At 63.1% G+C, this 20,607-nt stretch carries 20 protein-coding genes; 14 read left to right on the forward strand and 6 right to left on the reverse strand.

Annotation, left to right across the window (positions count from 1 at the left end):
* The first annotated feature begins 300 nt into the window (after positions 1 to 300).
* The 3 genes from OKC29_RS13045 to OKC29_RS13055 all read left to right on the forward strand — a co-directional run bounded on the left by OKC29_RS13045 (position 301) and on the right by OKC29_RS13055 (position 4,599).
* Positions 301 to 1,608, forward strand: coding sequence for an L-cysteine desulfidase family protein (locus tag OKC29_RS13045; RefSeq protein ID WP_043160154.1), 1,308 nt, complete (start codon positions 301 to 303; stop codon positions 1,606 to 1,608).
* A 165-nt stretch (positions 1,609 to 1,773) separates the two neighbouring features.
* On the forward strand, positions 1,774 to 3,174 hold the full coding sequence (locus OKC29_RS13050; protein WP_029302294.1) for an L-cystine transporter: 1,401 nt from the start codon (positions 1,774 to 1,776) through the stop codon (positions 3,172 to 3,174).
* A gap of 96 nt (positions 3,175 to 3,270) precedes the next feature.
* Positions 3,271 to 4,599: a CoA-disulfide reductase gene (locus tag OKC29_RS13055; protein WP_073352102.1), complete on the forward strand. Its 1,329-nt coding sequence runs from the start codon at positions 3,271 to 3,273 to the stop codon at positions 4,597 to 4,599.
* Positions 4,600 to 4,748: 149 nt separating this feature from the next.
* Here OKC29_RS13055 and OKC29_RS13060 read toward each other — a convergent pair whose 3' ends face one another.
* Positions 4,749 to 5,504 carry an outer membrane protein assembly factor BamD gene (locus OKC29_RS13060; RefSeq protein WP_017409782.1) on the reverse strand — a complete coding sequence of 252 codons (756 nt, stop codon included), beginning with the start codon at positions 5,502 to 5,504 and terminating at the stop codon, positions 4,749 to 4,751.
* Positions 5,505 to 5,621: 117 nt separating this feature from the next.
* Between OKC29_RS13060 and rluD the strand changes: the two genes are divergently transcribed.
* From rluD to OKC29_RS13080, 4 genes are all read left to right on the forward strand, one after another.
* A complete protein-coding gene (gene rluD / locus OKC29_RS13065; RefSeq protein WP_011707736.1) occupies positions 5,622 to 6,602 on the forward strand; it encodes a 23S rRNA pseudouridine(1911/1915/1917) synthase RluD in 981 nt (326 codons plus the stop codon).
* 185 nt (positions 6,603 to 6,787) lie between these two features.
* The gene (pgeF, locus tag OKC29_RS13070; RefSeq protein WP_073352101.1) at positions 6,788 to 7,525 is read left to right on the forward strand and encodes a peptidoglycan editing factor PgeF; all 738 of its coding nucleotides are present in this window, start codon (positions 6,788 to 6,790) and stop codon (positions 7,523 to 7,525) included.
* Between the two features lie 171 nt (positions 7,526 to 7,696).
* On the forward strand, positions 7,697 to 10,270 hold the full coding sequence (gene clpB / locus OKC29_RS13075) for an ATP-dependent chaperone ClpB (protein ID WP_073352100.1): 2,574 nt from the start codon (positions 7,697 to 7,699) through the stop codon (positions 10,268 to 10,270).
* Positions 10,271 to 10,330: 60 nt separating this feature from the next.
* Entirely contained in the window at positions 10,331 to 11,155 is an 825-nt protein-coding gene (locus tag OKC29_RS13080; protein ID WP_073352098.1) for an MBL fold metallo-hydrolase, read from the forward strand.
* A 210-nt stretch (positions 11,156 to 11,365) separates the two neighbouring features.
* Here OKC29_RS13080 and asnA read toward each other — a convergent pair whose 3' ends face one another.
* Entirely contained in the window at positions 11,366 to 12,358 is a 993-nt protein-coding gene (gene asnA / locus OKC29_RS13085; RefSeq protein WP_016352287.1) for an aspartate--ammonia ligase, read from the reverse strand.
* A gap of 153 nt (positions 12,359 to 12,511) precedes the next feature.
* Here asnA and asnC point away from each other — a divergent pair, with 153 nt between their 5' ends.
* Positions 12,512 to 12,973: a transcriptional regulator AsnC gene (gene asnC, locus OKC29_RS13090; protein ID WP_011707730.1), complete on the forward strand. Its 462-nt coding sequence runs from the start codon at positions 12,512 to 12,514 to the stop codon at positions 12,971 to 12,973.
* Positions 12,974 to 13,152: 179 nt separating this feature from the next.
* Here asnC and OKC29_RS13095 read toward each other — a convergent pair whose 3' ends face one another.
* Positions 13,153 to 13,917 (reverse strand): substrate-binding periplasmic protein, encoded by a 765-nt coding sequence (locus OKC29_RS13095; RefSeq protein ID WP_073352094.1) that lies wholly within the window; start codon positions 13,915 to 13,917, stop codon positions 13,153 to 13,155.
* An 85-nt stretch (positions 13,918 to 14,002) separates the two neighbouring features.
* Here OKC29_RS13095 and OKC29_RS13100 point away from each other — a divergent pair, with 85 nt between their 5' ends.
* Positions 14,003 to 14,539 (forward strand): DUF2301 domain-containing membrane protein, encoded by a 537-nt coding sequence (locus OKC29_RS13100; protein WP_073352092.1) that lies wholly within the window; start codon positions 14,003 to 14,005, stop codon positions 14,537 to 14,539.
* Here the strand turns inward: OKC29_RS13100 and OKC29_RS13105 are convergent.
* On the reverse strand, positions 14,536 to 14,940 hold the full coding sequence (locus tag OKC29_RS13105) for a CBS domain-containing protein (RefSeq protein ID WP_073352090.1): 405 nt from the start codon (positions 14,938 to 14,940) through the stop codon (positions 14,536 to 14,538). The genes OKC29_RS13100 and OKC29_RS13105 overlap by 4 nt on opposite strands.
* A gap of 120 nt (positions 14,941 to 15,060) precedes the next feature.
* Here OKC29_RS13105 and OKC29_RS13110 point away from each other — a divergent pair, with 120 nt between their 5' ends.
* Positions 15,061 to 15,765 (forward strand): SDR family oxidoreductase, encoded by a 705-nt coding sequence (locus OKC29_RS13110; protein ID WP_073352088.1) that lies wholly within the window; start codon positions 15,061 to 15,063, stop codon positions 15,763 to 15,765.
* A 2-nt stretch (positions 15,766 to 15,767) separates the two neighbouring features.
* On the opposite strand, the gene OKC29_RS13115 is transcribed toward OKC29_RS13110, so the two are convergent.
* Positions 15,768 to 16,283: a 2-amino-4-hydroxy-6-hydroxymethyldihydropteridine diphosphokinase gene (locus tag OKC29_RS13115; RefSeq protein ID WP_073352087.1), complete on the reverse strand. Its 516-nt coding sequence runs from the start codon at positions 16,281 to 16,283 to the stop codon at positions 15,768 to 15,770.
* Positions 16,284 to 16,412: 129 nt separating this feature from the next.
* On the opposite strand from OKC29_RS13115, the gene cydH reads away from it, so the two are divergent.
* The 4 genes from cydH (at position 16,413) to OKC29_RS13135 (ending at position 19,805) form a co-directional block, all read left to right on the forward strand.
* A complete protein-coding gene (gene cydH, locus OKC29_RS13120) occupies positions 16,413 to 16,505 on the forward strand; it encodes a cytochrome bd-I oxidase subunit CydH (protein WP_017409791.1) in 93 nt (30 codons plus the stop codon).
* Between the two features lie 98 nt (positions 16,506 to 16,603).
* Complete coding sequence (locus tag OKC29_RS13125; protein ID WP_011707724.1) at positions 16,604 to 18,004, forward strand: sensor histidine kinase; 1,401 nt, start codon at positions 16,604 to 16,606, stop codon at positions 18,002 to 18,004.
* Positions 18,005 to 18,012: 8 nt separating this feature from the next.
* Positions 18,013 to 18,528 (forward strand): hypothetical protein, encoded by a 516-nt coding sequence (locus OKC29_RS13130; protein WP_011707723.1) that lies wholly within the window; start codon positions 18,013 to 18,015, stop codon positions 18,526 to 18,528.
* Complete coding sequence (locus OKC29_RS13135; protein ID WP_011707722.1) at positions 18,525 to 19,805, forward strand: sigma 54-interacting transcriptional regulator; 1,281 nt, start codon at positions 18,525 to 18,527, stop codon at positions 19,803 to 19,805. The genes OKC29_RS13130 and OKC29_RS13135 overlap by 4 nt, the downstream gene beginning before the upstream one ends.
* A gap of 72 nt (positions 19,806 to 19,877) precedes the next feature.
* On the opposite strand, the gene OKC29_RS13140 is transcribed toward OKC29_RS13135, so the two are convergent.
* Positions 19,878 to 20,360, reverse strand: a complete 483-nt coding sequence (locus OKC29_RS13140; protein ID WP_073352086.1) for a DUF1097 domain-containing protein — start codon at positions 20,358 to 20,360, stop codon at positions 19,878 to 19,880.
* Positions 20,361 to 20,607: the final 247 nt, after the last annotated feature.

Consider the following 20,607-nt stretch of genomic DNA (forward strand, 5'->3'; position numbering starts at 1 on the left):
GCCGGCTGAACCAGGTCGGCAGCGACCTGCCGTGCGCTTGTTCACATTTTGTGGCACTTCACCGACAGTTGGGCATAATGCCTGCGCAAAAAGCGAAGCGGTTCAAATTTATTTGAGTCCCATTGCTTTAGAGTTACCAAAAGTTGATCGGATTGCCCAACGACTCAGGCGGCCCCGATCATCGGTTCGGCCCTCGACCGGCTGCAGCCGACCCGGCATCTCCCGCCATACTGGTTAGATGTCGCTCCGCCATTGTGGAGCGGACAGCACAATGACAAGCCCGCATCGGGCACCGTGAACATGAGACACATCGCAATGAAAGCACAATGGACCGACTTTATTACCCTGCTCAAGCGTGAAGTGGTGCCGGCCCTTGGCTGCACCGAACCCATGTCGGTGGCGCTGGCGGCGGCCAACTGCCGCAAGCTGCTGGGGCAGGTGCCGACCCGCGTCAGCGTCTGGGTCAGCGGCAATCTGTTCAAGAACGGCATGGGGGTCGGCGTGCCGGGTACCGGCATGATAGGTCTGCCGGTGGCGGCCGCCGTCGGCATCACCGGCGGCAACCCGGATGCCGGGCTGGAGGTGCTCAAGACTCTCACGCCGGAGCAGGTCGACGCCGCCAAGGCGCTGCTGCCCGCCATCAAGGTGGACGTGAAGGACGTGCCGGACGTGCTCTACGCCGAGGTGCTGGCACAGGTGGAGGGACACAGCGCCCGGGTGGTGATCTGTACCGATCATACCCGCATCATCCTGATGGAGCGTGACGGCGAGGTGCTGATGGCGCAGGACAGCGCCCCCGGCGTGCAGATCCAGGCCGCCCCTTCCAGCAAGCCAGCCATGACCCTGCGCGAGATTGTCGAGTTCGCCCTGCAGGTGCCCCTGGCCGAGATCGACTTCATCCGCGAGGCGGCCACCATGAACCAGGCGCTGGCAGATGAAGGGTTGCAGGGGTATGGCCTGCGCATCGGCAAGATCCTCACCGAGCAGGTGGAGCGCAAGCTGCTCTCCGATGACCTGATGACCCTGGCCATGCGCTTGTCGTCTGCCGCCTCCGATGCGCGGATGGATGGCGCCATGCTGCCCGCCATGTCCAATTCGGGCTCCGGCAACCAGGGCATTGCCGCCACCATGCCGGTGGTGGCGGCTGCCCGCTTCCTCCAGGCGAGCGACGAGCAGCTGACCCGGGCGCTGGTGATGAGCCATCTGGTGGCCATCTACATCAAGACTTACCAGAACAAGCTGTCGGCCCTCTGTGCCGCCAGCACCGCCGCCATGGGGGCGGGGGCCGCCATCACCTGGCTGCTGGGCGGCCAGTTCGAGCAAATTAGTCACTGCATCAACAACATGATCGGCGACGTTTCCGGTATCATCTGCGACGGCGCGGGCAGCGCCTGTTCCATGAAGGTCTCTACTTCCACCTCGGCGGCGGTCAAATCGTCGCTGATGGCCATCAACAACCTGCACGTGCCCCAGAGCGAAGGCATCGTCTCCGACGACGTGGATCAGACCATCGCCAACCTGGGTCGCCTCTCCAAACAGGGGATGCTGGATACCGATATCGAGATCATCAACATCATGCGGGCCAAGCAACAAGGCAAGGCCGAGTGATGCAAGAGGGTGGCGCAGGCCACCCTCCGTTTTTCTGCCTGTTGACGCCACCCCGGCCACACCGGGGGGCGGGCCGCCACGATGCGGCACGTTTCAGGGGAGAGTGCGCACTGGGCACTCGCCCGTACACCTCGGGCCCGGCCCGATCATTTGGGGAATATCGTCATGACTCTTAGCGTTATAGGTAATCTGGCCATCCTGGTCATGTTGCTGCTGTTTCTCTATCGGTTGCAGCAAACCCACGTCAGCTTCACCCGCCGGGTCTTCTCGGGGCTGGGGCTGGGCATCCTGTTTGGCGCCGCCCTGCAGCTGCTCTACGGCGCCGGTTCCGACGTGCTGGTACAGACCGGCGACTACCTGGACATCGTCGGCAGCGGCTACGTGAAGCTGCTGCAGATGATCATCACGCCGCTCATCATGGTCTCCATCATCGGGGCCATCCTCAAGCTCAACGGCGGCACCGCACTCGGCAAGATCAGCGCCATGACCATAGGCGTGCTGATCTTCACCACCATGATTGCCGCCGGGGCGGGCATCCTGATGTCCAACCTGTTCGGCCTGACTGCCGAGGGGCTCACCGCTGGCGCTGCCGAGACCGCCCGTGGCGCGGCCCTGCAGACCACCCTCGGCAGTGTCGAGAGCATGTCCTTTGCCAAGATGGTGCTGGAGTTCATCCCGGCCAACCCCTTCCTCGACATGACGGGCGCGCGCAAGACCTCCACCATCGCCGTGGTGATCTTCTCCATCTTCATTGGCCTCTCCGCCACCGGCATCGCCCGCAAGAAACCGGAGATCTTCGCGAGCTTCGGTCACTTCATGCAGGTCGCCCACGTCATCGTGATGCGGATGGTGACCCTGGTGCTGCGCCTCACCCCCTACGGTGTACTGGCGCTGATGACCAAGGTGGTGTCCGGCTCCAACTACGCCGACATCCTCAATCTGCTCAACTTCGTACTGGCCTCCTACGGCGCCATCGCCATCATGTTTGCGGTGCACCTGCTGCTGGTGGCGCTGGTGGGCATCAACCCGGCCCGCTTCCTCAAGAAGATCATGCCGGTGCTGGCCTTTGCCTTCACCTCCCGGACCAGTGCGGGTTCGATCCCGATGAACGTGCAGACCCAGACCAAGGCGCTCGGCATTCCTGAGGGGATCGCCAACTTCGCCGCCTCGTTCGGTTCGACCATCGGCCAGAACGGCTGCGCCGGCATCTATCCGGCCATGCTGGCGGTCATGATTGCGCCTACCGTGGGGGTCAACCCCATGGATCCGGGCTTCATCATGACCCTGATCGCCATCATCACCGTCAGCTCCTTCGGGGTAGCCGGCATTGGCGGCGGTGCCACCTTCGCCGCCTTGATCGTGCTCTCCGCGCTGGACTTCCCGGTGGCGCTGGCCGGTCTGCTGATCTCCATCGAGCCGCTGATCGACATGGGTCGTACTGCGCTGAACGTCTCCGGCTCCATCACCGCCGGTACCGTCACCAGCCGTCTGCTGGGGGAGACCGACATGGCGGTGTTCAACAGCGAGCATGAGGTGTGTCTGGACGGCGAAGAGTCCACCATCTGATCCGCCTGTCCGGGGGGGGCGACCCCTGCCCCGGCGAGCAACCAATGAAGAGAGCGGGGAGGGCATGCCCTCCCCGTTGCATGGAAAGGAGCGAGTATGAGAATCGTGATCATCGGTGGCGAAGCCGCCGGCATGAGTGCGGCGGCCAAGGCGCGCCGGCTGGCCAAAGAGGCCGACATCGTGGTGTATGAGGCGTCCGAGGTGATCTCCTTCGGTGCCTGTGGTCTGCCCTATTTCGTTGGCGACGAGTTTCAGGAGCCCGGCTACATGGCCGAGTTCACCCCGGAGCAGTTCGCCGCCAAGGGGATCGAGGTCAAGACCGGCCACCGGGTGCTGGGCCTGGATGCTGCCGCGCAGACGCTGACCGTCGAGCACAAGGGCGACATCTTCACCGATCGTTACGATCGGCTGATGATAGCCACCGGCGCCCGCGAAGTGATGCCCCCCATCCCCGGCCTGAAGCAGGAGGGGGTATTCGGTCTGCGTCGGATGGCTGACGGGCTGGCGCTGAAGGCCGCCGTGCAGGACAAGAACAATCGCCGCGCCCTGGTGATCGGTTCCGGCTTTATCGGGCTGGAGGTGGTGGAGGCACTGGTGCATCAGGGTAAAGAAGTGCGCCTGATCGAGCTGGCGGAGCGGGTCATTCCAGAGGCGTTTGACGAGGAGATCACCCAGCATATCGAGACCGAGCTGCGTGAGCAGGGAGTCTCCCTTCATCTTGGCGAGCGAGTTGAAGCGCTGCTTGGAGAGGGCCGGGTGACCGGCGTGCGTACCAGCCATGGCGAGTACGAGGCCGATATCGTGGTGGTCTGCACCGGGGTCAAACCCAATACCGAGTTCCTGGCCGACACCGGCATCGAGCGGCTCGGCAACGGCGCCATCAAGGTGGACCGGCAGGGGCGCAGCTCGCTGACCAACGTCTGGTCGGCCGGCGACTGTGCCAGCGTCTGGCACAGCGTCAAGCAGCAGCAGGTCTATGTGCCGCTCGCCACCATCGCCAACAAGCTGGGCCGCATGGTGGGCGAGAACCTGGCGGGGGCCGAGCAGGAGTTCCCGGGCACTCTGGGGTCTGCCGCGCTCAAGGTGTTGGGGCTGGAGGCAGGCCGCACCGGTCTATCCGAGCAGGAAGCCAAGGCGATGGGCATCGACTATCGCACCGTGGTGATCAAGGACAAGTGCCACACCAACTACTGCCCTGGCCAGTCCGACATTCATGTCAAGCTGGTCTATGAGGCAGGCAGCAAGCGGCTGCTGGGGGGGCAGATCCTCGGTCGCAAGGGGGCGGTACACCGCATCGACGCGCTGGCGGTCGCCATCACCATGGGGGTGACCACCGAGCAGCTAGGCATGCTGGACTTTGCCTACGCGCCGCCTTTCTCCCGCACCTGGGATGCCCTCAACGTGGCGGGCAACGTCGCCAAGTAACGCACGGCATGACGGCGTGGCTGATGTGCGCCGTCTCTCCCCATGCCGCCGGCACGGGGGGGAAGGGGCTGATGGTCATGTCATCCATGAAAAGCGCCCATAAAAAAACCGGAGCCAGTGGCTCCGGTTTTTCATTGCGTTGCTGCGAGTCAGCCGCGGCCGAGACGATTGTCCGGGTAGTTCTTGGCCAGCACTTCGCGGGCATGCTGGGCCAGGGTCGGCATCTTCAGGCTGTCGTAGGAGTTGATCATGATCTCCAGCGCCTTCTCGGTTTCGGCCGTGTCGGGATAGGTCTCGACGATCAGCTTGGCGCGGTTGGCGGCGGCGATCAGCGCATCGCGCTTCACGTAGTACTCGGCCACGCTCAGGTCGTAACGGGCAAGCCGGTTCTTCAGACCGATCATGCGGGCACGGGCATCGGCGGCATAGACGCTGTTGGGATAGTTCTGCAACAGGGTCTTGAAGTCCTGGAAGGCCTGACGGGCATAGGAGGGGTCTTTGTCGTCCCGATTGATGCCCAGGAAGTCCTGGAAGAAGTTGTAATCGCCAGCCATGTTGGTCAGACCGCGCATGTAGAATACGTAGTCGATATTTTTATGCGCCGGATTGAGGCGGATAAAACGGTCGATATTGGCGATCGCCTGGGCAGTATCGTCCTGCTTGTAGTAGGCGTAAATGAGGTCGAGCTGAACCTGGTTGGAGTAGGCGCCGAAAGGATAGCGCGAGTCCAAAGCTTCCAGTAACTCGATAGCATTCAGGTAGTTACCGGCATCCAGCTTGAGGCGTGCTTTCTGGTACAGGGTCTCCGGCGGTTCGTCCGGTACCTTGGGTTTGGTGCTGGAACAGCCTGTGATCAAGGTAGCGACCAAGGCGAGCGACATCAGCAGGTGAGACTTCTTTCCCATCAACAACATCCGGTCCATTTCCACGAAATTGGCAAAGTATCCGTTATGCTTGGCTAAAAGAAAAGCTAGAATACCCGGATTATTTCGAATTGATACCCCCCGCTCAAGAGACCATACATGAGCCAGCATATTGAACTGACAGGCGAATTCCAGGATCACCAATTCGGGCAGCGACTCGACCAGGCCCTGGCCGAATTGTTTCCAGACTACTCCCGCACCCGCATCAAGGAGTGGATTTTACAGGACAGAGTGACCCTGGATGGTCAGGTTGCCAATACCCCGCGCGAGAAAGTGCTGGCCGGGCAGAAGGTACATGTGGATGTCGAGCTGGCGGATGATACCCGTTGGGATGCCCAGAACATCGAGCTCAACATCGTCTATGAAGATGAACACATTCTGGTGATCGACAAGCCGGCTGGTCTGGTGGTTCACCCGGGCGCCGGCACGCCGGATGGCACCATTCTCAACGCCCTGCTGCACCGCTACCCCGCCATCGCTGAGGTGCCCCGCGCCGGTATCGTGCACCGTCTGGATAAAGACACCACCGGTCTGATGGTGGTCGCCAAGACCATTCCGGCCCAGACCCACCTGGTGGAGGCGCTGCAGGCGCGCCAGATCACCCGTGAGTACGAAGCCATCGCCATCGGTCACATGACCGCCGGCGGCACCGTCGATGCCCCCATCGGCCGTCACCCGACCCAGCGTACCCACATGGCCGTGGTGCCCAATGGGCGCGAGTCCGTCACCCACTACCGGGTGCACGAGAAATTCCGTGGCCACACCCGTCTGCGGCTGCGACTGGAAACCGGTCGTACCCACCAGATCCGCGTCCACATGGCCCACATCAAGCACCCGCTGGTGGGGGATCCCGCTTACGGTGGCCGTCTGCGTCTGCTGCGCAACGCCACCCCCGAGCTGACCGAGGCCCTGCGTGGCTTCCATCGTCAGGCACTGCATGCCACCATGCTGAAGCTGGCGCACCCTATTACGGGTGAAGTGATGGAATGGCACTCCCCCACGCCGCAGGACATGCTGGACCTGATGGAAGTGCTGAGGGCGGATACCCTGGCCAATCCGGACGATTTAGTCTGGAATTGATGAGCTGATGGAAGTGCTGCGCACCAAGATCGCCCTGGCCAATCCAGACGATCTGGTCTGGAACTGATGAAGAGGGCGGCTCTGCGACGATTCCTGCCGTAACCCGCCCTGCATGACCTGATATGGGGCCCCTTGACTGGTTGCAGCCAAGGGGCCCCGTTTTATATGAAGGAAAGGAGCCACAGATGAAATGGATCGAACCCGACTGGCCGGCACCGGCCAAGGTCCGCGCCCTGTCGACCACCCGTGACGGCGGTATCAGCGAGGGGGTCTTTGCCTGCCTCAACCTGGGGGCCCACGTGGGGGACGAGCCGGCACGGGTCGAGGCCAACCGGACCCGGCTGCAGCAGGCGGCGGGGATCCCCGGCACGCTCAACTGGCTCAATCAGGTGCACGGCACCGCGGTGCATTCCGTCAGCCGCGACTATGACTGTGCGCCAGATGCGGATGCCGCCTGTGCTCGTGAGGCGGATCAGGCCTGCATCGTGATGACCGCCGACTGCCTGCCGGTGCTGTTCTGCGATCGGGCCGGTACCGTGGTGGCCGCCGCCCACGCCGGCTGGCGCGGGCTGCAGGGTGGCGTGCTGGAGGCGAGCATCGCCGCCATGGGCTGCGAGCCGGGTGAGATCCTGGCCTGGCTGGGTCCGGCCATCGGCCCCACTGCGTTTGAAGTGGGTGGCGAGGTGCGCGAGGCCTTTATGGCCGAGCAGGCCGAGGCGGTGGCTGCGTTCGTCCCTTCGCCCAATGAAGGGAAATGGCTGGCGGATATCTACCAGCTGGCCCGGCTGCGCCTCGCTCGCGCCGGTGTCACCGCCGTCTATGGCGGCGAATACTGCACCTTCAGCGACAGCGAACAGTTCTACTCTTATCGTCGCAATGGCCAGACCGGTCGCATGGCCTCGATTATCTGGCTGGTGCCCTGACGACGCTCCCCGCCCTGCATCTTGCCGGGCGGGGATCCTGCCTGCTTCCCGCTTTGCAGAAAAAATAACCAGCCTCGCCCCTTGAAATAGTCCGTACGGGCCTCATCTTTCATCTCAGAAAGTTATGTTGTTTGCCGCGCAAGCGGCGTCTGTCTTGAAAGGGGGAGTGCAATGCGCCTCGATCGCCTGACCAGCAAATTCCAGATTGCTATTTCCGATGCCCAGTCTCTTGCGCTGGGTCGTGACCACCAATTCATCGAACCCGTTCACCTGATGACCGCCCTGGTCAATCAGGATGGCGGCTCCATCCGTCCGCTGCTCACCCTGACCGGGATGGATATCAATGCCCTGCGCTCGCGCCTCGGCGAGGAGCTGGATCGCCTGCCGCGCGTCAGCGGCGTGGAAGGGGACGTGCAGCTCTCCAACGGCCTCGGCCGGCTGCTCAACGTCTGCGACAAGCTGGCTCAGCAGCGCAAGGATCAGTTCATCTCATCCGAGCTGTTCGTGCTGGCTGCCCTCGATGAGAAGGGCACGCTGGGCGAGCTGCTGCGCGCTCAGGGGCTGACCAAGGAGAAGCTCGAAGCGGCCATTGACAAGGTGCGTGGCGGCAAGAAGGTGGAAGATGCCAACGCCGAGGAGAATCGCCAGGCGCTGGAGAAATACACCATCGATCTGACCGAGAGGGCCGAGATCGGCAAACTCGACCCGGTGATCGGCCGTGATGACGAGATCCGCCGCACCATCCAGGTGCTGCAACGCCGTACCAAGAACAACCCGGTGCTGATCGGTGCCCCCGGCGTCGGCAAGACCGCCATCGTCGAAGGGCTGGCCCAGCGCATCATCAATGGCGAGGTACCGGAGGGGCTCAAGAACAAGCGGGTGCTGTCGCTCGACATGGGGGCGCTGGTGGCCGGTGCCAAGTATCGTGGCGAGTTCGAGGAGCGGCTCAAGGCCGTGCTGAACGATCTGGCCAAGGAGGAGGGCAACGTCATCCTCTTCATCGATGAGCTGCACACCATGGTCGGCGCTGGCAAGGGTGAAGGCGCCATGGATGCGGGCAACATGCTCAAACCGGCGCTGGCCCGTGGCGACCTGCACTGTGTCGGTGCCACCACCCTGGATGAGTACCGCCAGTACATCGAGAAGGATGCCGCGCTGGAGCGCCGCTTCCAGAAGGTGCTGGTGGAGGAGCCGAGCGTGGAGGACACTATCGCCATCCTGCGCGGCCTGAAGGAGCGTTATGAACTGCACCACCACGTGCAGATCACTGATCCCGCCATCGTGGCGGCGGCCCAGCTGTCGCACCGCTATATCGCGGATCGCCAGCTGCCGGACAAGGCTATCGACCTCATCGACGAGGCGGCGGCCAGCATCCGGCTGCAGATCGACTCCAAGCCCGAGTCCCTCGACCGGCTCGAGCGGCGCATCATCCAGCTCAAGCTGGAGCAGCAGGCGCTGATGAAGGAGGACGATGACGCCAGCCGCAAGCGTCTCGAGCTGATCAATCAGGAAATCAGCGAAAAAGATCGCGAATACAACGAGCTGGACGAGGTGTGGAAGGCCGAGAAGGCCGCCCTCGCCGGCACCCAGCACATCAAGGCGGCCCTCGAACAGGCCCGTCAGGATCTCGACGTGGCGCGCCGCGCAGGCGATCTGGGCCGCATGTCCGAGCTGCAGTACGGCCGCATTCCGGAGCTGGAGAAACAGCTGGATCTCGCCACCCAGGCCGAGATGCAGGAGACCAGCCTGCTGCGCAACCGGGTCACCGACGTGGAGATAGCCGACGTCTTGGCCCGCTGGACCGGCATTCCGGTCGCCCGCATGCTGGAAGGGGAGCGTGACAAGCTGCTGCGGATGGAAGATCAGCTGCACAGCCGGGTGATCGGCCAGGAGGAGGCGGTCGAGGCGGTTTCCAACGCCATTCGCCGCTCCCGCGCCGGGCTGTCCGATCCGAACCGCCCCATCGGCTCCTTCCTGTTCCTGGGGCCCACCGGGGTGGGCAAGACCGAGCTGTGCAAGGCGCTGGCCGAGTTCCTGTTCGATACCCAGGATGCCATGGTGCGGATCGACATGTCGGAGTTCATGGAGAAACACAGCGTGGCCCGTCTGGTGGGGGCGCCTCCGGGATACGTGGGTTACGAGGAGGGCGGTTATCTGACCGAGGCGGTACGCCGTCGCCCCTACTCGGTGATCCTGCTGGATGAAGTGGAGAAGGCACACCCGGATGTGTTCAACATCCTGCTGCAGGTGCTGGACGATGGCCGCCTGACCGATGGTCAGGGTCGTACCGTCGATTTTCGCAACTCGGTGGTGATCATGACCTCCAACCTCGGGTCGGATCTCATTCAGGAGCACCACTCCGAGAAGGATTACGACGAGATGAAGGGCATGCTGATGGAGGTGCTGACCCGCAGCTTCCGGCCGGAGTTCATCAACCGGATCGACGAGACCGTGGTGTTCCACCCGCTCGGCGAGGAGCACATCAAGTCCATCGCCCGCATCCAGCTCAAGAGCCTGATGGGTCGACTGGAGGCCCAGGGTTACGAGGTGGAGGTGAGCGAGGCGCTGCTCGAGAAGCTGGTGCACGCCGGGTTCGATCCCGTCTACGGGGCGCGTCCCCTCAAGCGGGCGATCCAGCACAAGGTAGAGAACCCGCTGGCGCAGGCGTTGCTCTCCGGCCGTATCGTGCCGGGCAAAAAGCTGGTGCTGGGGGCCGACAGCAATGGCCTCACCATGACCCAGTAATGGGATTGTCGATGAAAAACGCAGGCCTCGTGCCTGCGTTTTGTTTTCAGGGGAAGCGAGATGCTGAAGTTTTCCGTGCTGGTGGACGACGACGTTCATCTGCCTGGCTGTCTGCCCGAGCGAGGGTTGGCGCTGCTGCTGGAGTGTGACGGCCTCAGGGTGCTGTTCGACAGCGGCCGTGGCCGGGCGCTGTGCCACAACGCCGCCGTGATGGGGATCGATCTCGCCTCGCTCACCCATGTGGTGCTCTCCCACGGTCATTATGACCATGTGGGCGGGGTCGGCTCGCTGCCCGTCTATCCAAGACCCATTCCGCTCATCGCCTGTCCGGATGTGTTCTGCGAGCGGGGCTACTTCCTGTCGCTGCCCTTCTGGCGGCGCAACCTCTATCGCCTGTCGGGGGCGCTGGCTCGGGAGTCGCTGCCGGCCAAGGGCTTGCTCCCCCACTGCTCGGCCGAGCCGGTGTGGCTCTCGGATCGTCTGGTGTTCCTCGGCAGCATTGTGCGGCGCGACCGGGCTGCGCCTTCGCTGCTCGGCTACATAGTGCGGGGTGGGCGGGTGGAGAAAGACCTCATCAGCGACGATTCGGCGCTGGCCTACAAGAGCGAGCAGGGGCTCATCGTCTTTATCGGCTGTGGCCACGCCGGGGTCGAGAACATCATTGAGCGGGCCAAGGAGGTGTGTGGCGACGAGCGGATCCACGCCGTCATCGGCGGCCTGCACCTGAAGTTTTCCGGCCCACAGCGGGCGGTGGCGCTCGGTGCCTATCTGCAGGAAGAGGCGGTGGATCGGTTGTTTGCCTGCCACTGCACCGGCAGCAGAAAGGCAGGGTTGCCGCGCCAGTGCCAGATCGGGGCGGGTTTTGAGCACAGTTTTTCGGCGTAAAAAAAAACGGCAATCCGAAGATTGCCGGGAGGAATGTAGTGAAGCGACCTGACGTGGGTTGAGCGGGTCGCAGGGGCAAGCCCCCGATTGCGAAGCGCGGCCACTGCTGGCCTCGCTTCTTACAGCCTGCCGGGGATGCGCTCGCTCAACCCCGACGGCCACTTGCCTGTTGCCATGCCCGCGCGATGACGCCGGCATGGCTTTCATTCGTTACAGCATGCCTTGCACGGCGGCTTTCATCTCGGCCGGCCAGACGCCGACCTGTACCTGACCGATATGCTCCTTTTGCAGCAACAGCATGGCCAGACGGGATTGGCCGATGCCGCCACCGATGGTTTGCGGCATCCGAGCGGCCAGCAGATCCTGGTGCCAGTCGTACTGCAGGCGATCCTCGTCACCGGTGATGGCCAGCTGGCGGCGCAGCGCCTCGGCGTCGACCCGGATCCCCATGGAGGAGATCTCGAAGCTGTCTTGCAGCACCGGGTTCCACACCAGGATGTCACCGTTCAGACCGGCCAGACCCAGCTCGCTGTGGCTGCTCCAGTCGTCGTAGTCCGGGGCACGCACGTCGTGGCGCTCACCGTGGGAGAGGGCACCGCCGATGCCGATCAGGAATACGGCACCCAGCTCCTTGGCGATGGCCCGCTCGCGCCCCTTGGCATCGAGGTCCGGGTAGCGGGTCAGCAGCTCTTCGCTGTGCAGGAACTGGATCTCGGCCGGCAGGAAGGGGGTCAGCTCGTGCTCGGCGCAGACCGCGCGCTCGGTGGCCTTGATGGCAGCCCAGATGCCGCGCACGGTTTCCTGCAGGTAGGCCAGGTCACGGCGCTCGCTCGGCATCACCTTCTCCCAGTCCCACTGATCCACGTAGACGGAGTGGATGGGGGTGAGGCGATCCTCGTCCGGACGCAGCGCCTTCATGTGGGTGTAGATGCCTTCGCCCGGGCCGAAACCGAAGCGACCCAGGGTCTGGCGCTTCCACTTGGCCAGTGAATGGACTACTTCGTAGCTGTGCTCAGGCAGGGTCTTCACCTTGACCTGCACCGCATTCTCGTGGCCAGAGAGGTTGTCCTGAGTGCCATCACCTACCCGGCTCAGGATGGGGGCTTGCACCTCCATCAGACCCAGTTGCTGGGCGAGTTGGCGGGAGAACATCTCTTTGACGAAGCTGATCTGTTGCTGGCTGCGAATGTAGTGCTGTTTCATGCTGAATACCTGTCTTGAACCCGTTGGATGTGAGGATTCTTCAACAGATTGCCAACTAAATTCAATATTCGATAATAGAAATAGGCTTTGTGTATTTTTTTCTTCAAAATGCACCGGTAATTAATGACGAATCATCAAAGGGAGTGCAAAAAAGTGCCGGAAAATTATCGGATCGATAATCTCGATCAGGCCATCCTCACCGCCCTGATGGAGAATGCGCGCATTCCCTATGCCGAGCTTGCCAAACAACTGCTGGTCAGCCCGGGCACCATCCATGTGCGGGTGGAGAAGATGAAGCAGGCGGGCATCATCGAGGGAACGCGGGTGCAGGTGAACCCCAAGAAGCTGGGCTACGACGTCTGCTGCTTCATCGGCATCAACCTGAAGAGCGCCAAGGATTACCCCTCGGCGCTGGCCAAGCTGCAGGCGCTGGACGAGGTGGTGGAGGCTTACTACACCACCGGCCACTACAGCATCTTCATGAAGGTGATGACCCGCTCCATCGACGAGTTGCAGACCGTGCTGATCCACAAGATCCAGACCATCGACGAGATCCAGTCCACCGAGACGTTAATCTCGCTGCAAAACCCGATCTTGCGGGATGTGAAGCCTTAAGGACTGAGGGACGCGGGAGATCCATTTCACATGCGAAACCCTGATTTCATTGCAGAGCCCGATCTTGCGGGATGTGAAGCCTTAAGGACTGAGGGATGCGGGAGCTCCATTTCACATGCGAAACCCGGATTTCACTGCAGAGCCCGATCTTGCGAGGCGTGCAGCCCTGACGGTCGGGCTCAGGGCTCGATATAGGGGATGCCGTACTGGTCGTAGATGGCCTTGAGCCGGCCGTCGCGCTTCATGCGCAGCAGTTCGGCGTCGTAGGCCGCCATCAGGGCCGGGGTAGTGGTATCGGCCCTGGCCTTGGTCCAGACGGTGTAGTAAGGGCTGGCCTTGAGTGGTTTGGGCAGGTAATCGAGTTTGCCCTCCAGCCCCTCCTCCTTGATCTGGGCGAAGGCGGTGACCAGCGGCATGGGCACCACGTCGATACGCCCGGCGATCAGCTTGCGCAGTTGCAGCTGGTTGATGGGGATCTCCTGGAAGTGATAGGCCGGGTCGGCGAGGGCGGCGGTCAGCTCCGGGGTATAGGAGAAATCCTTGGTGATGCCGATGCGCCAGGGTTTGAGGTCCGCCAGCGTGTCGTAGCGGATCTTCAGCAGGTCGGCCTTGCGCACGAAGAAGTGCCAGCTGTGGCGCAGGTGGGCCTGCTGGGGGTAGAGCAGATAGCGCTCCCGCTCCGGCTTGTAGGAGTGGGTCATCACCAGGTCGTACACCCCGGTCTCGGCGTTGCGGGTCAGCCGGGCGCCGGAGTCGGTCAGTTCGATGCGGATGGGAATGCGCAGCTTGCCGAAGATGGTGCTGACCACGTCCACGTCCAGACCATGGGGAACGCCCTGTGCATCCAGAAACTTCAGCGGCGGCTCCAGGGTGCCACCGATGATCAACTCTTTGGCCTGCAGCCAGAGGGGGAACAACAGGCAGAGCAGAATGAATCTTCGCAAACCACATCTCCTGCACGGAATAGGGAATCGCTCGCGGGCATAATTCAAGTATATTGGCCCCTACCTGCAACAGAGGCGACCGCCGATGGCAAACCCTGAAATAGAAAGCGAGCTGGATGGCATCGACAGAGTGTCGGTCTGCCTCTATCGCCTTGGCTTGAGTCTGGCAGCCTTGCTGCTGCTGTGTCGAGGGGCAAGCCTGCTGCTCGGGCAGGATTTTTTGGCGCCGGCGAGTTGGCTGGTGGCGCTGGCCGTGGCCAGCGGGGTATGCGGGTTATGCCTGCATGTCTATGACAAGCGCATTCGCTTTGTGCTGCAGGGGCTGGGCTGGGGCGCGCTGCTGCTCAGTGCGAGCGGGGCGCCGGATGTGTTGGTGCTGGGGGCGGCGTTGGCCACCCTGGCGGGGCTGGCCTTCAAGGAGCAGTTCTGCTTCGCCATTCCGGGGATCAGGGCGGTCCCTCTGCTGCTGCCCCTGTTGTGGCTGCTGGAGCTGGCCGGCATTGGCTGGGCCGCCTCCCTGGTGGCGCTGGTGTGCGGGTTGCTGCTCTGCCTGCTCTCCCTGGCCAAGTGGCGCATGCCGCTGCACTTCGATATCGGCGACAAGGGGCGCTACCAGATCTAGGTGGGCAGGCAGCCCTTCATCTGGGCGTTGAGGGCCTGCATGACCTGCCGGCGGCTGATGACGCCGACTACCCGGTTCCCCTCCAGCACCGGATAGACTTTGGGCCTGGCCTCGGTCATCTGGCTGGCTAGATCCAGTATGCTGTCATCCGGGCTGACCGAGAGCGGTGTCCGGCTCATCAGATCCTCGACCCGGGTGCGGGTATCGCAGTGATAGCTGCCGGTGAGCAGGCTCGGGATGCAATCCTGCTCAGAGAGAAAACCGATCAGCCGCTGCTGCGGGTCCAGCACCGGCAGGCCGCTCAGGCCTGAGTCATGCAGCCGGTCCAGCGCCTCGGCCAGGCCGAGTTGCGGGGTGAGGGAGTGGGTCGAACGGCTCATGTGATCGCGGATCTGTAACATGGAAGTGGCTCCGTTAAGGTGGCAATGGCGCCACTATGCCCGCCGGGTGGCGGCAACGGCCAATGGCTTGTGCCGTGGGGATCGATAGGTATCCCCCGGCCGGACAATCAAGGAGAGGGTATGCGTGCATTGGTGACGGGATGTGGCCGCCGGCTTGGTTTCTATCTGTGCGAACAGCTGGTGGCGGCGGGTTGGCAGGTGACGGGCAGCTATCGCAGCGAACGACCCGAGCTGGCGCGGCTGCGGGCGCTGGGGGTCGAGCTGGTGCAGGCGGATTTTTCTCGCGAGGGGGAAGTCGGCAAGTTGATCGAGGCGCTGGCCATCCATCAGGATCTGGCGCTGGTGATCCACAACGCCTCGGCGTTTGAGCCGCAGGCGGCGGATCCGGCGGTGCAACTGGCACAGTTTGAGCAGTTCTACCGGGTGCACATGGCGGCCCCCTTCCAGCTCAACCGGGCGCTGGCGCCCCAGCTGGCGCGCAACGCCAATGCCGGCATCATCCACATCACCGATATCTATATCCACGCGCCGGCACCCCAGTTCGCCAGCTATGTGGCCACCAAGGCGGGGGCCCACTCGCTGGCCATGAGCTTTGCCCGCGAGCTGGCACCGGCCGTCCGGGTCAATACCATAGAGCCGGGTCCCATCCTGTTTCTCGACGAGCATGGCGAGGCATGGCGTCAGCAGGTGCTGGCGAAGACGCCGCTGGCGCGGGAAGGGGGGCTGGCGCCCATCTGGCAGGCGGTTCAGCTGTTGATGCAGAACGACTACATGACCGGGGCCAGCATCCGGGTGGATGGCGGCCGCGGTCTGGCCGTCATCTAGGGTCAGCGCAGGAGCGCGGCGGGGGTCGCCATCTCCTGCTGCAGGGCGATGGGGGCGAGACCGACCTGGCGCTCCTCGATCACCTTGCCCGCCATCAAGCGGGTGTGCAGCGGCAGGGTCACTTTGCGATCATGCACCTGGCCACGGCCATAGAGCTCCGCCAGCAGCTCGTCGAGATAGGCATCGACCCGGGCGGTGGAGAAGTCATCGCTCTGGCTGCTGGCCAGGATGTCGATGTCCAGCGGCCGGTCCAGCACCTTGCAGCGCGGATCGCTGCGATCCCGGCCGTGGGCCAGCTCCATGGCGACGAAATGTGCCTTGAGCTGGTGCGGTGCCAGCTCGCTCTCGGCGACGAACAGGCAGTTGAGGAAATCATGGCTGGAGTTCATCCCGACCGGCTTGGTCTGGATCACCGAGCTCAGCTGTAGGCGGCCAAAGTGAACGAGCAGCTCGCCGACCGCCTGACTGACGTGCTGATGGGGGTCAAGATTCGATCCAATGCTACACAGATAGAACATGTCACCGGTCCTTGGATGGGGCTCATCTGAAATTCATACACAGCTCACGGTTATCGGGTTAACTATGCATTAACATCGGTTTGTCTGTTGTGATCAGGCTCTATCATCTTGGCAAGAAAGGAGGTTTGCATGAGCGTGGAACTGAAATGGGCACTGCTGACCGCATCTGGCGCGTTGGCCATGATCCTGATTATCTGTGTGGCATCCGTCGGTCTGGCGTGATGCCCAAGCTGCAACATGAACCGGCCCCCTGGCCGGTTTTGCTTTTTGGGGGAGTGCAGATATGCTGACCCACCCCTGCTGAATTGAGATAGTCCAAGATGACCAAGGTACGCCCACGCTCCCTGCTGCAAGTGGTATTGATGGGGTTCGTTCTGGTGTTGATGCCTCTGGGCGGCATGATCTGGCACGACAGCCAGTCCCTCGAACACCTCAGCCAGTTGACCAGCGACGAGCTGGAACGGGCGGTGCGCGACACCCGTCGAGCGACGCTGCTGACCACCCAAGCCATTGATCTTGAACGTACTCTTCGTCGCTATGCGGTGCTGGGGGATGAGCGCATCCTGGCCAGTTATCAGCAGCAGCTGGCGAGTTATCGCAGCCTGCTGGCCGCTCACCAGAGTTCCATCCCGGATGCCGAGGCTTACACGGGTCTCGAGCAGGCGCTCGCCTGGCTCGACAGCCTGCAGGATCTCGCCCGCGCCAAGGCCGAGTCAAACAGCCCCAAATTTGATGAATTTAATCAGGTTAATCAGCAGCTTGAGATTATCACTCGCAGCCAGGTAGACGAGCATGTCAGTCGGGTGCGGGCGACCATTGCCGCCCTGATGACGGAGATCTGGTGGGTCAGCGGTTTCGTGGCGGTGCTCAGCCTGCTGCTGGTGCTGCTGTTTACCTATCTGATCATCCACCCGGTGCGTCAGATTGAGTCGCGGATCTTGAGTCTGGGGGCCGGCGTGGAACCGGATAAACGCCCGGTGGACGGGCCGGCCGAACTGGTATTGCTGGGGGAGCGGATCGTCTGGCTGCACGATAAATTGAAGGAGCTGGAGCAGCAGAAATACCAGTTCCTGCGCCACGTTTCCCACGAGCTGAAGACCCCGCTGGCGGTGTTGCGGGAGGGGGCGGATCTGCTCTCCGAGCAGCTTGTAGGGCCGCTCACCCCGGATCAGCAGGAGATCTGCCAGATGCTGGAGGAGAACAGCCGCCGGCTGCAGACCCTGATCGAGCGGCTGCTCGACTTCAACCGGCTTAGCCAGCAGGAGGTGTTCACCCTGACCCCGGTGGCGCTGGCGCCCCTGCTGTCAGAATTGTCTGCAGAGTACCGGCTGGCGCTGGAATCCAAACAAATCAGTGTACACTTGCCGACCGATCCGATCACCCTGCAGGCCGAGCCATATCGCTTGCGGCTGATCCTCGATAATCTGTTCTCCAATGCGGTCAGCTACGGCGCCAGCGGCGGGCAGATCTGGATCCGCGCCGGGCAGGATGGCAACGGCAGCTGGCTGGAGGTGGCCAACGAAGGGCCCGCGATTCCGCTGGCCGAGCGGGAGCGGATCTTCGAGCCCTTCGAGCAGGGCAGTATTGTGCGCCAGGGGCTGCTGAAAGGCTCCGGAATGGGGCTCTCCATCGCCCGGGAATCGGCGATGAGCCTTGGCGGCGAGTTGGTATTGGTTGAAGATGAACAGGCGGATGTCTGTTTCCGGTTGACGTTGAAGTGAAGCCCAAGATGAAACAATGTGTTGTTCCGGTATTGATGATGAGCCTGCTCACAGGCTGTTCCCTGCTGCCAGCGCGTGACCCGGCGGCGTCGCCGGATCTCGCCCTCGCCAAACGGATGGAGTTTGCCAACAAGGAGATGCAGGTACGCCTGCAATACTCGGACTGGCTGCTGGCCAGCCATGCCCAGCAGCGGGCCCAGGAGCGCCAGCGCCTGAAGGGGGCGACCGATATCGAGAGCCGGGTCAGCCTGGCCATGGTCAACACCCACCCGTCCGAGTCGGTGGCCAGCCGGCGGGCCGGTCTGGACAAGCTCAAGAGCCTGCTGCCGGAGCTCGGGCTGGATGCCCAGGCCTTCCTGCGCAGCTGGATAGCCCTCGGCGAGGAGCTGCTGGCCCGCGACAGCCGGCGCGATGATCAGAGTCAGGAGGTGCAGCGTCTGCGCCGCCAGATCGAGCAACTCTCCGCCATCGATGATCAACTCAATCAGCGCAAGCTGAACGGCAATGGCGAGGCGCTGAAATGAGTCGCATCCTGCTGGTCGATGACGATGCCAGCCTGCTCAAGCTGATGAGCATGCGCCTGCGCAGCCAGGGCTATGAGGTGGATACCGCCGACAGTGCCGAAGGGGCGCTCGACCGGCTGCGCCAGCAACGGGCCGATCTGGTGCTGAGCGATCTGCGCATGGCCGGCATGGACGGGCTGGCACTGTTCGAGCGGATCCAGTCCCAGTGGCTGGGGCTGCCGGTCATCATCATGACCGCCCACGGCACCATTCCCGATGCCATTCAGGCCACCCGCTCCGGGGTGTTCAGCTTTCTCACCAAGCCCATCGACAAGGATGAGCTGTTCGCCACCATAGAGCACGCGTTGAGCCTGACGCGCCCAAAGCAGCGACAGGATTGGCAGTCGCTGATCCTGACCCGCAACCCGCAGATGGAGCAGTTGCTGATCCAGGCTGGCAGCATCGCCGCCATGGAGGTGCCCGTGCTGATCATGGGCCCGTCCGGTTCCGGCAAGGGCGTCATGACCCAGGCGCTGCACCAGGCCAGCAGCCGGCGTGACAAGCCGCTGCACGTCATCAACTGTGCCGCGCTGCCGTGGGCGGCGCTGGATCTGCAGCTGTTCGGCGAGGATGGCCAGTCCGGCCTGTTTGAACAGGCCAAGGGAGCGACCCTGTTTCTCGACGAGATAGGGGACCTGTCGGAATCGCTGCAGGCCAAGCTGCTGCAGGTGCTGCAGGAGTACGGCCAGGGCACGCCCGAGGTGCGGGTCATCAGCTCCAGCCATCAGGATCTGGTGGCGGCGATGGAGGAGGGGCGCTTTCGGGAGGATCTCTTCTATCGGCTCAACGTGGCCAACATCACCTTGCCCCCCCTCAGCGCCCGCAGCGAAGACATTCCGCTGCTGGCCAGGCAGGCGCTGGATGACTATCGCAGCCGTCACGGCGACTGCGCCGCCCTCGGCTTCTCGCCGGAGGCGCTGGCCCTGCTGGCGGCGGCGGGTTGGCCCGGCAACGTGCGCCAGCTCTGCAGCGTGGTGGAGCAGCTGGCCAGCCTCTGCTGCAGTCCGGTGATCGGCGCCGCCATGGTGGAGTCGGCGCTGAGCGGCGGCAGTGGTGGCATCCCCTCCTTCAACGAGGCACGGGCCGAGTTCGAGAAGGAGTATCTGATCCGGCTGCTGCGCACCACCGAGGGCAATGTCACCCTGGCGGCCAACATGGCGGGCAGAAACCGCACCGATTTCTACAAGCTGTTGAATCGGCACGGCATCGAAGCCGCGAACTTCAAGTCGAAGGGATAAATGACAGAGGGGCGGCCCGTCGATGACGGACCGCCCCTCTTGTTTCAGACCGGATCGGTCACATCGCCGGGATCAGGCCGGGTCGGTGACGCCAGCGGTGGCCTGGGTTTTCTGGGTTTTGTGGGAGAGCCAGAGGCCGCTCGCCTTCATCAGGTAGCCAAACAGCGCACCAATTACCAGCGACGGCAGGATCAGCCGCCACTCTCCCGCCGCACCGAAGGTGGCGCAGCAACCGGCGAAGGTGCCGGGAATGTAGCCGAGCCACTGCTGCTTGGCCTGCACGCACATCAGGGTGGCCACCACCCCGGTCATCAGGTAGCCCGCCACGCCGGCGCCCCACCAGGCGTCACCATGGATCAGCAGCAGGGCCCACAGCATGCCGCTGGCATTGCACAGCAGGGTCTGCAGCAGCGCCTTGTAGCCGCCGCTGGAGGCAAAATAGCTGGTGCAGCCGAGGAAGCCGACCCAGGAGATGAGGCCGAGGGCAACGGCGACCCAGCCCCAGACGGCGGAGAGGATCCCGGTCGTGATGGCGATGGCGATCAATGGGCTCATGGCGTGACTCTTCAGTAGTGAAATTCGGAAAAAAGGGAGCCTACCCCGCGCAAGAGGGGCGGCAAGCAGGGGCGGGATTGTGTGTGATCTGCATCACTCATTTCAACTCAGGAATACGCTTGCGCTCGCGAAAATATTTCATGGTGAGGCGCTGGCCCCTGCTCCATAGTTAGAGGCCCTGTCCTGCTCATGGAGTGAGTCTGATGGTGCCAAATGTGATCGTTCCCCTGCTGGTGTTCGTAGTGCT

The sequence above is a fragment of the Aeromonas sp. QDB34 genome (assembly GCF_027705405.1).
Taxonomy (GTDB): domain Bacteria; phylum Pseudomonadota; class Gammaproteobacteria; order Enterobacterales; family Aeromonadaceae; genus Aeromonas; species Aeromonas hydrophila.